The following is a 901-nucleotide window of genomic DNA, read 5'->3' as shown; positions in this document are numbered from 1 at the left end:
TCCTTGGTGGACATGACCACAGCCTGCACCGGCTGGGCAGGCTGGGCATCCTGGACGTCATCATGCATCTCGTCTTCCGTGTACAAGCCTGAAAGGTCCTGCGGGAAAGCCTTGCGCAAAGCCAAGGCCTCGGCGCACTTGGCAAGCATCAGCGCAGGCTTGGAAGCCCACATGCTGGTCAGTGACCCGTCCTTCTTCCTGCCCGCGTACTCGGACAGGGTGGCGACTCCGGTGAAGGAGCCACCGCCACGCTGGACCACGACCTTCGCGCCCTTGGGCGGCTTGCTCCCAAGCCACACCTCACGCCACACGCCATCCTCCCCGCACCACAGGGTCTCAGGCTCCCCGAACGCCTCATGGCTCCGCTCGGCGGCACGACGGGCGATCAGTCGGAACCCGTCGATACCGGTCTGGATCGTGTACTTCGTCTCCCAGCCGTTGGGGGTCTTCTGGTTGCGACCGATCATGTAGATCTGTCGGGCGAACGGGTCCAACCCAGTGCGCTGCACCTGGTGGAAGAACACCGCCAAATCACCCTGGCTGGCGTTCTGCACGCCCATCTGTTGCAGGGCCGCCACCTGGTTCGCGGTGAACCCGTCCTGCTTGTCCGTAATCGTCAGATCGCTGCTCATGCCCAAAAGTCCTTACCATCATCGTTCCCGTCAGCTTCCGAGCCTTCGATGCCGAGCAGCTGCCGCGCCTGCGTCTGGGCCTGCTGGTCGTCGAAGATCTGCGCCCAGTCCTTGACCCTGCTGACCGCCACCGTGTCACCCGAGCCGCGCGAAAGCTCCACGCCCGCAGGCTGCTCGCCGCCGAACTGTCCGACCAGATGCTCTATCGCGTCAGGCTTCGTCGCGAAATCCTTCGGATACGGCACGTGCTCGACGCTCTCCTCCTCGCC

2 protein-coding genes are annotated in these 901 nt (G+C 64.3%); both read right to left on the bottom strand.

From position 1 onward, the window contains the following. Positions 1-632 (bottom strand): phage recombination protein Bet (gene bet / locus J3T93_RS09905; protein ID WP_267431549.1); only part of this gene is annotated, 632 nt, incomplete at its 3' end. After that, a partial coding sequence (locus tag J3T93_RS09900; RefSeq protein ID WP_267431548.1) for a hypothetical protein occupies positions 629-901 on the bottom strand: 273 nt, incomplete at its 5' end. The genes J3T93_RS09900 and bet, both read right to left, overlap by 4 nt.

Origin of the sequence: Bifidobacterium sp. B4111 (assembly GCF_026537235.1) — a bacterium.
GTDB lineage: Bacteria > Actinomycetota > Actinomycetes > Actinomycetales > Bifidobacteriaceae > Bombiscardovia.
Note: the sequence above shows the minus strand (reverse complement) of the source record. Positions and strands in the feature narration are given on the sequence as shown.